General features: G+C 72.3%; 7 protein-coding genes. 2 read left to right on the forward strand and 5 right to left on the reverse strand.

Annotated features, from left to right (window positions below; translation table 11 throughout):
- Window positions 1-166 precede the first annotated feature (166 nt).
- Complete coding sequence (locus ACFWBT_RS39040; RefSeq protein WP_385708433.1) at window positions 167-1,132, reverse strand: ATP-dependent DNA ligase; 966 nt, start codon at window positions 1,130-1,132, stop codon at window positions 167-169.
- Window positions 1,133-1,251: 119 nt separating this feature from the next.
- Window positions 1,252-2,151, reverse strand: coding sequence for a Gfo/Idh/MocA family protein (locus ACFWBT_RS39045; RefSeq protein WP_385708436.1), 900 nt, complete (start codon window positions 2,149-2,151; stop codon window positions 1,252-1,254).
- 256 nt (window positions 2,152-2,407) lie between these two features.
- On the opposite strand from ACFWBT_RS39045, the gene ACFWBT_RS39050 reads away from it, so the two are divergent.
- Window positions 2,408-3,196: a PIG-L deacetylase family protein gene (locus ACFWBT_RS39050; RefSeq protein WP_385708439.1), complete on the forward strand. Its 789-nt coding sequence runs from the start codon at window positions 2,408-2,410 to the stop codon at window positions 3,194-3,196.
- Between the two features lie 242 nt (window positions 3,197-3,438).
- A complete protein-coding gene (locus ACFWBT_RS39055; RefSeq protein ID WP_385708442.1) occupies window positions 3,439-4,866 on the forward strand; it encodes a M1 family metallopeptidase in 1,428 nt (475 codons plus the stop codon).
- Window positions 4,867-4,897: 31 nt separating this feature from the next.
- On the opposite strand, the gene glgB is transcribed toward ACFWBT_RS39055, so the two are convergent.
- From glgB to ACFWBT_RS39070, 3 genes are all read right to left on the reverse strand, one after another.
- Window positions 4,898-7,051, reverse strand: coding sequence for a 1,4-alpha-glucan branching enzyme (gene glgB / locus ACFWBT_RS39060; protein ID WP_385708450.1), 2,154 nt, complete (start codon window positions 7,049-7,051; stop codon window positions 4,898-4,900).
- Between the two features lie 145 nt (window positions 7,052-7,196).
- Window positions 7,197-8,570, reverse strand: a complete 1,374-nt coding sequence (locus tag ACFWBT_RS39065; protein WP_385708445.1) for a phosphotransferase — start codon at window positions 8,568-8,570, stop codon at window positions 7,197-7,199.
- Between the two features lie 47 nt (window positions 8,571-8,617).
- Window positions 8,618-8,937, reverse strand: a 320-nt coding sequence (locus tag ACFWBT_RS39070; protein ID WP_385708448.1) for an alpha-glucosidase C-terminal domain-containing protein, incomplete at its 5' end; no start/stop codon positions are given.

Consider the following 8,937-nt stretch of genomic DNA (forward strand, 5'->3'; position numbering starts at 1 on the left):
GGCTCCTTCGCGTCGCGACCGGGAGGCCGGACTTCCGCGTCGCGACCGGGAGGCCGGACTTCGCGTACGGCTCTGGCTCCGTCCTCGCGTCGCGACTCGCGTGCGGCTGGGGTGGCCCGGCTCCCGTACGTCCCCCGGAGGCCGGACCCTTCATCCGTCCTACGGGTCACGGGAGATCGGCCGCCGAGTCCTCGGGCGCGAGGTCGGGACGCAGCCGCAGCCAGGACGGCTGACGCAGCAGTCCGGCCCGGGTACGGGTGCTGTAGCGGACCTCGCCCACCAGCCGGGGCAGCACCCAGCGCGCCTCGGCCGCCCGCGGGAGGCTGTCGAAGGGGCAGCGACCGGTCTCGGCGGCCCGTAGGAGCCGGGCCAGTTCGACGCGCTCGGCCTCGTTCCAGCCGGTGCCCACGCTCCCGACATAACGCAGCCTCCCCGCGTCGCGCTGACCGACGAGCACGGCGCCGGGCAGTCCCGACAGGCGCCCCCTCCCGGGGACCCAGCCGCCGACGAGGACGTCGGCGGTCCTCATGTTGCGGATCTTCACCCAGGACCGTGAGCGCACGCCGGGCTCGTAGACCGAGTCCAGCCGCTTGCAGACGAGCCCTTCCAGGCCGTTCTCCCGCGTCGCCCGCAGCGCCTGCTCGCCGTGCCCCACGAGGGCCGCGGGCGTCGACCAGAACGGGCCGTCGAGGGCCAGGCTCGCCAACACCTGCCGCCGTCGTACGTACCTCTGGCCTGTGAGATCGTCCCGCAGGCGCATCACGTCGAACAGGACGAGATGAGCGGGCGCCCGATCCGCGCGCCGCGCGGCCTTGCCCGGCGACCGGGCGAGTCCCATCCGGGACTGCAACAGCTGGAAATCGCCCCGGCCCTGTTCGTCCAGGACCAGCACCTCGCCGTCCAGGACCGCGGCGGTCGTGCCGAGAACGCCGCCCAGGTCGCGGAGTTCCGGATAGGCGGCGGTGATGTCCTCTCCGGAACGGGCACGCAGCAGAACGCTGCCGTCCCCGGGCAGATAGACCACGGCACGCTGGCCGTCCTGCTTCGTCTCGTACGCCCAGCGCATGTCCTGTCCGGCGGGTGGGAGGGTTCCGGGGGTCGCGAGCATGGGGGCGATCAGCGGCAGGTCCACAGCTGTTCTGTCGACACACCGCCGATCACACACGCTCCGCCGCCGCCCGTTTCGCCTGAACGGCCGCGCCGGGAGGCGCTTCCAGCCCTCTCCCGGCCCCCTAGCTCTCTCCCGGCCCCTTAGCCCTCCATCGCCTGGGCGATCAGTGTCTGAAGGCGCAGTCCGCGGTGGGCGTCGAGTTCGCCGGAGCGCCCCGACCGGACGGCCGTGGCGAACTCGCGGCGCAGCACGGGCCAGGACTCCTCGTGGTCGAGGGCTCCGCCGTCGAAGACCAGCTCGGGGTGCCGGCCGAACAGCTCGATGCGGGTGATGCCGCGCTCGACGTCGACCGACCCGGACAGGGAGGCCTGGCTCACGGCGCCGCTGTCGTGCTCGCAGGTGAGTTCGACCCAGCGCCGCGGGTCGCCGGCTCCGCGCACCCGGACGATCGGCCCGAGCGCCGCGTCCAGCAGATCGAGAACGTGGGGCCCGAGATCCAGCAGCGCCCCGTGCTCAAGACGCCAGGGGGTCGCGAAGTCGCCCCCCAGGAAGGCGCCGCTGAGACAGCAGGACCGCGCGCCCGAGACGTCCAGCGCCCGCGCCTCGGCGAGGAACTTCCGGGTGGCCGGGTGATAGCGGTTCGTCAGCACGAGCTGGGAGACGACTCCCGAGGCGTCGATGGCGTCCACGAGCCGCCGCGCCGAGGACAGATCGAGCGCGAGCGGCTTCTCCAGGAGCAGGGCCTTGCCCGCCTCGGCCGCCCGCGGGGCGAGTTCGGCCTGCACCGAGGGCGGAACCGAGAACGCGACCGCCTCGCAGTCGTCGAGCAGTTCCTCGAACGTCGCGGCGACGGCGGCGCCGTGCGGAGCCGCCGTCTCACGGGCGGCCTCCGGCCGGCGTGCCCACACCGACGTCAGCCGGGTCTCGGGGCCGGCGGCGAGCACCGGGGCGTGCACGGCCCGCGCCCAGGGCCCCGCGCCGACGAGCCCCACCCTCACGGGTGCGTCGGTCCAGGCGGGCGAGGTTGTGGTCACGGGCATCTCCTCTGCGGTGTGCGGGGCCTGACGCACCGTCGGCCGGGGGTGCCGCCGACGAGGCAGGCGGCGGCAGCCCGGCGTCGGATCATCGGACGTGTGGTCAGACTTCACCACGCCTGCGCGGTGTTCGACCAGGAGGACGGACCTCGCGGGCGCGCCTCCCGGCCCGCCGGGCTCACGGGGGCGCGAGAACCCGGCGTACGAACGGGGAGAGCGCGCCTCTGTGCCCCGCGGCAGGCTACGCGCCATCATGCGGGACATGGATCCCACACAGGACAGACCAGGCTTCGCGGGCGGTTCGGGCCTGCCCTCGCTGCCGGAGGACTGGCAGCGATGTCTCGCCGTGGCCGCGCACCCGGACGACATCGAGTACGGCACAGCGTGCGCCGTCGCACGGTGGACGGCGCAGGGCAAGCAGGTCGGCTATCTGCTGGCGACCCGGGGAGAAGCCGGCATCGACGGCCTGCCCCCGGACCGGGCCGCACCGCTGCGCGAGGCCGAGGAGCGGGCCGGCGCCCTGCGGGTCGGTGTCGAGACCGTCGAGTTCCTCGATCACCGCGACGGCGCCGTCGAGTACGGGCTCGGGCTCCGCCGGGAGATCGTGCGCGCGATGCGCCGCCACCGGCCGGAGATCGTGGTGTCCGGCGCGTTCACGGTGCGGATGATCGGCGGCATCACCAACCAGGCGGACCACCGGGCGGTGGGCCTGGCCGCCCTCGACGCGGCCCGTGACGCGGGGAACCGCTGGATCTTCCCCGAACTCGCCGACGAGGGGCTGGAGCCGTGGAGCGGCATCCGGATGGTGTGCTTCGCCGGAGCGGAACAGCCCACCCACGGCGTCGACGTCACCGGCGAACCCCTCGAACGCGGCATCGCCTCGCTGGAGGCGCACGCCGAGTACACCAAGGGCCTGGGCGCGGGCGCCTTCGAACCGCGGCCGTTCCTCACCTGGGCGGCCGGCATGGGCGGATCCGCGCTCGGCGTCGAATCCGCCGTCCTCTTCGACGTCCACCAACTCGTCCCCGACGGCCCACCGCCCTGGGCCTGAGCCCGACAGGCCGCCGCTCCGGGGAGCGGCGACCGGGGACGGTCCCGGAACGAGCACCACCGGGCAGGCCGCCGCGCGCGGCCTGCCCGGACGCGTCGGCGCGCCGGCCCAGCGGCGTTCCGCCGCCGAGCACCACGAGGCCAGCCACGACGGGGCGCAAGTTTGACCTGATCGTGGGGATCCGCGGAGGAGCGACTCATAGGCTGTGCCCGAGTGATCACCGTCGAACCGGAGGAGCGAACGTGACACCCCGCCCGCAAGAGGCCGCACGACGCACAACTGTCCTTCGCCGCGAAGCCGTTGTCGCGGCCGTCCCCGTCGCCCTCGCCGCGCTGCTGACCGCGGCAGGACCGGCCACGGCGGCCGGGACCGTGGGCACCTCCGGCGCGGGAGACCCGTACTTCCCCCTCTCGGGCAACGGCGGCTACGACGTCCACCACTACGACCTGACCCTCGGCTACGACCCGAAGAGCGGACACCTCGACGGCGAGGCGGTCATCACCGCCCGGGCCACCCAGCGGCTGACCCGCTTCGACCTCGACCTGAGCGGGCTGAAGGTTACCGGCATCACCGTCGACCACGGCAAGGCGGCCTTCGCGCGCGACGGCCAGGAACTCGTGGTCACCCCGCGGCACGCTCTGCGCAAAGGCAAGGAGTTCCGCGTCACCGTCACCTATTCCGGTACGCCCAAGCCGGTCACCGACCCCGACGGTTCCCTCGACGGGTGGATCCCCACGGACGACGGCGCGTTCGTGGCCGGTGAACCCCAGGGCGCGATGACGTGGTTCCCCGCCAACAGCCACCCCACGGACAAGGCGTCGTACGACTTCACGCTGACCGTCCCCAAGGGGAAGTCCGCCGTCGCGAACGGCGTCCTGCTCGGGCAGCGGACCGCCGACGGCCGGACCACCTTCCGCTGGCGGCAGTCCGAGCCGATGGCGGCCTACCTCGCCACGGCGACCGTCGGCACCTTCAAGGTCGAGCGGTACACCACCCGCGACGGCATCAAGGTCTACAACGCGGTGGACCCCCGCGAGGCGACCGCCGCCGCTCCGGTCCTGAAGAAGCTGCCCTCCGTCCTGGCCTGGGAGAGCAAGCTCTTCGGCCCCTATCCGTTCCGGGCGGCCGGAGCCGTCGTCGACCGGGCGCCGCAGGTCGGCTACGCCCTGGAGACCCAGACGCGGCCCGTGTACGACTCCGCGCCGGACCTGGACACCCTCGTCCACGAGAGCGCCCACCAGTGGTTCGGTGACTCCGTCACCCTGACCAGGTGGAAGGACATCTGGCTGAACGAGGGCTTCGCCACGTACGCCGAGTGGCTCTACGAAGAGCAGCACGGCGGCAAGAGTGCGCAGCGGACCTTCGACTCGCTCTACGCCACCCCCGCGGGCAAGGACCTGTGGGCGTTCCCGCCCGCCGATCCCGGCAGCGGCGAGCACATCTTCGAGACACCGGTCTACGCCCGCGGGGCCATGACCCTGCACAAACTGCGCACGGCCGTCGGCGATCCCGTGTTCTTCCGCATCCTGCGCTCCTGGGCCGCCGGCCACCGCGGCGGGCACGGCACGACGGCCCAGTTCGTCAAGCTCTCCGAGCGGGAGTCCGGCAAGGACCTCTCGGGCCTCTTCCACACGTGGCTCTTCACGGCGGGCAAGCCGGCCTCCCGCTGACGGACGGTGGCCCGGGTGGCTGTGGGACGGCTCAGGCCGGCCGCAGCCACACCGTCGCGAGCGGCGGCAGCGTCAGTTCGATGCTGGTCGGCCTGCCGTGCAGGCCGATCGCCTCGGCCTTGACCGGGTCGGGGTTGGTGATGTCGCTGCCGCCGTAGCGGAGGTTGTCGGTGTTGAGGACTTCGCGCCAGGCGGGGATGTCCTCGGGGACGCCGAGCCGGTAGCCGTGCCGGACCGCGGGGGAGAAGTGGGAGACGGCGAGCAGGGGGGTGCCGTCGGCGGCGTGGCGCAGGAACGCGAAGACGTTGTCGTCGGCGGAGTCCCCGGTGACCCACGTGAAGCCGGAAGGATCGGTGTCGCGTTCCCACAGGGCGGCTTCGGCGCGGTACAGCGTGTTGAGGTCGCGGACGAGGTCCTGGACGCCGCGGTGGTCGGGTTCGGCGCCGTAGGCGGGGTCGAGGAGCCACCAGTCCGGGCCGTGGGCTTCCTTCCACTCGCCGCCCTGGGCGAACTCCTGCCCCATGAAGAGGAGTTGCTTGCCCGGGTGGGCCCACATGAAGGCGAGATAGGCGCGCAGGTTGGCGCGCTGCTGCCACCAGTCGCCGGGCATCTTGGAGACGAGTGACTGCTTGCCGTGGACGACCTCGTCGTGGGAGATCGGCAGGACGTAGTTCTCGCTGTAGGCGTACATCATCGAGAACGTCATCTCGTTGTGGTGGTACTTGCGGTGGATCGGCTCGTGCTGGATGTACTCGAGCGAGTCGTGCATCCAGCCCATGTTCCACTTCAGCCCGAAGCCGAGCCCGCCCTCGGAGGTCGGACGGGTGACCCCGTCCCAGGCGGTCGACTCCTCCGCCATGGTGACGATGCCGGGGTTGCGGCGGTAGAGGGTGGCGTTCAACTCCTGGAGGAACGCGACGGCGTCGGGGTTGTCCCGCCCGCCGTGTTCGTTGGGGACCCATTGGCCGGGTTCGCGGGAGTAGTCGAGGTAGAGCATGGAGGCGACGGCGTCGACGCGCAGGCCGTCGATGTGGAACTCCTCGCACCAGTAGGTGGCGTTGGCGACGAGGAAGTTGCGGACCTCGCGGCGGCCGTAGTCGAATTCGAGGGTGCCCCAGTCGGGGTGGTCGGCCCGGAGCGGGTCGGCGTGTTCGTACAGGGGGCGTCCGTCGAATTCGGCGAGGGCCCAGTCGTCGCGGGGGAAGTGGGCGGGGACCCAGTCCATGAGGACGCCGATGCCGGCCCGGTGGAGGGCGTCGACGAGGTACTTGAAGTCGTCGGGGGTTCCCAGGCGCGCGGTCGGGGCGTAGAAGCCGGTGATCTGGTAGCCCCAGGAGCCGCCGAAGGGGTGCTCGGCGACAGGCATCAGTTCGACGTGGGTGAAGCCGAGGTCGGCGACGTAGGCGGGGAGTTGGTCGGCCAGCTGACGGTAGGTCAGTCCGGGTCGCCAGGACGGCAGATGCACCTCGTACACCGAGAACGGCGCCTCGTGCAGCGGGCGGCGCTTCGCCCGTTCCTTCATCCAGCCGTCGTCCTCCCACGTGTAGGACGACCGGGTCACGATCGAGGCCGTCGCCGGAGGCACCTCGGTGCGGCGGGCCATCGGGTCGGAGCGCAGGGTGCGGGAACCGTCGGGGCGGGTGATGTCGAACTTGTAGGGCGTTCCCTCACCGAGGCCGGGCAGGAACACCTCCCACACTCCGGACGACCCGAGCGAACGCATCGGGAATCCCCCCGCGCCGTCCCAGTGGCAGAAGTCCCCGCAGACCCGGACCCCTTGAGCGTTCGGGGCCCACACGGTGAAGCGCGTCCCGGCGACACCCTCGTGGGTCATCGGCTCCGCGCCGAGCGCCCGCCACAGCTCCTCGTGCCGGCCCTCGCCGATCAGATGCAGGTCGAACGCGCCGAGCGCGGGAAGGAACCGGTACGGGTCCTGCACCTCGAATTCGGTGCCGTCGTACGTGACCAGCAGTGTGTACGCGGGAATCGCGTCGAGCGGCAGGGCCGCCGCGAACAGTCCGTCGCCCAGGTCGTCCAGCGCCGTGCGCTGTCCGTCCACCAGCACCGCCACGCCCTGGGCGTACGGCCGGAACGCCCGGAACACCACGCCGCCCGGCACCGGATGCGCACCCAGCAGCGCGTGCGGATCGTGATGCGCGCCGGCCAGCAGGCGCCCCCGATCCATGGGGTCCAGCGCGGCGTGCTGCGCCGACGGGGCGGCGGGCTTGGCCCGTCGTACGCGGGTGGATGCGGTGCGGGTCACGGCTTGGGCCTCTCGAAGTGGGGGTGTTGAGGGTGGTCAGGGGGAGTGAGGGGGAGTGGGTCGGTGGTCAGGGGCGGGCGGCGAGCCGGCCGACGGCCGCCATGGGCACGGGCAGCCAGTCGGGACGGTGCCGTGCCTCGTAGAGCACTTCGTACACGGCACGGTCCGTCTCGTACGCGCGCAGCAGTTCGGGTTCCTCGCGCGGGTCCCACGCCGCCGCGGCGGCGTAGCCCGCGCAGAAGGCCTCGCGGCAGCGCTGCGCCCACTCGGGACGCCAGGGCTGACGGGAGCGGGCCGCGTAGTCGAAGGAGCGCAGCATGCCCGCGACATCGCGTACGGGGGACTGGACACGCCGGCGTTCGCTGATCGGGCGGGCGGGTTCGCCCTCGAAGTCGATCACCGACCATCGCTGCCCGGCCCGCAGGACCTGGCCGAGATGGAGATCGCCGTGGATGCGCTGGGCCGGGCGGACCGTCGCGTCCAGCGCGGCGAGCGCGTCGAAGGCCGACCGCAACCCGGCCGCGTGGGGGCGGAGTTCGGGAACGGAACGGACCGCCGCGTCGAGGCGCTCGTGCATCGCGTCCGCGAGCCGCTTGTTCCGGTACGGACTCGGCGCGTCCACGGGGAACGCCGTGGCCAGCGCGAGATGCACCTCGGCGGTGGCACGGCCGAGTTCGTACGCCTCGCCGGTGAAGTCCTTCTCGGAACCGAGGGATTCGAGTGCCAGGGTCCATCCGTCGGCGGCGTCCCGGAGATAGGGCTGAAGGACGCCGAGGGTCGCTTCCCGCGGCTCCGAGGTCCGGAACCACGCGGCGGGCGCGGGGACCCGGGTGCAGCCCTGCCGGGCCAGCGCGCGCGGCACCTCAAGGTCGGGGTTGATGCCGGGCTGGACGCGCCGGAAGACCTTCAGTATGAACGCGTCGCCGTACACCAGCGATGAGTTGGACTGCTCGGCGTCGAGGAGACGCGGGGTCAGACCGCCCGGTACCGTCACCCGCGGATCGCGCTCGAAACGCAGCGGGCCCGCCGTGCCCGACCGGCGCAGACGCTCCAGGAGCAGTCCCGTCGCCTTCGGGTCGTGAAAGGCGTCGTACACGGTCAGGTCGGCCAGCGGGCCGGCGCTCGCCCGGCCGATGAAGGCGTGGGCGAGCCGCGGCGGCAGGACTTCCCGTACGCCGAGGAGCAGTTGGTAGCAGTCCTCGGGCGGGGGAGCGCCGGACCCGCCGTGGGCCGGTGGGCCGAGGTGTTCGGTGCGGACCAGCAGATGCAGACACCCCGGGTACAGCTCGGTCGACGAGACGAGCGTCAGATCCGTCACGGGCCGGCCCTTGCCGGCGAACCAGCGCTGCCGCGGCAACCAGTCGCGCAGCAGCTCGGCCAGCGAGGTCAGCAGCGGAGCGGGACCGAGTCCGCTCGGACGGTGCAGAGCGGTCTTCGCCATGGCGACACGTCCTTTCAGAGGCGGGCGGGCTGTCGAGGGGCACGTGTTCACGGTCGCCTCGTGGTGCCGGGCCCGACCGAGGGGCGGAGCCGGAACCAGTAGAAGCCGTGACCGGCGAGGGTCAGCAGATACGGCAGTTCGCCGATGGCCGGGAAGCGCACGCCGCCGATCAGCTCGACCGGATGTCTGCCGTCGTAGGCACGCAGGTCGAGTTCGGTGGGCTGCGCGAAACGGGAGAAATTGTGCACGCACAGCACCAGGTCGTCCTGGTATTCGCGCAGGAAGGCGAGGACGGCGGGGTTGGAGGAGGGCAGTTCGGTGTAGGAGCCGAGTCCGAAGGCCTTGTTCTGTTTGCGGATCTCGATCA

Source organism: Streptomyces sp. NPDC060027, from assembly GCF_042737005.1.
Taxonomy (GTDB): domain Bacteria; phylum Actinomycetota; class Actinomycetes; order Streptomycetales; family Streptomycetaceae; genus Streptomyces.

Coding starts and splice junctions, on each gene's coding strand:
- glgB (WP_385708450.1), bottom strand. CDS start 7,051: ATGGATCGGGGGCGCCTGCTGGCCGGCGCGCATCACGATCCGCACGCG.
- ACFWBT_RS39050 (WP_385708439.1), top strand. CDS start 2,408: ATGGATCCCACACAGGACAGACCAGGCTTCGCGGGCGGTTCGGGCCTG.
- ACFWBT_RS39065 (WP_385708445.1), bottom strand. CDS start 8,570: ATGGCGAAGACCGCTCTGCACCGTCCGAGCGGACTCGGTCCCGCTCCG.
- ACFWBT_RS39045 (WP_385708436.1), bottom strand. CDS start 2,151: ATGCCCGTGACCACAACCTCGCCCGCCTGGACCGACGCACCCGTGAGG.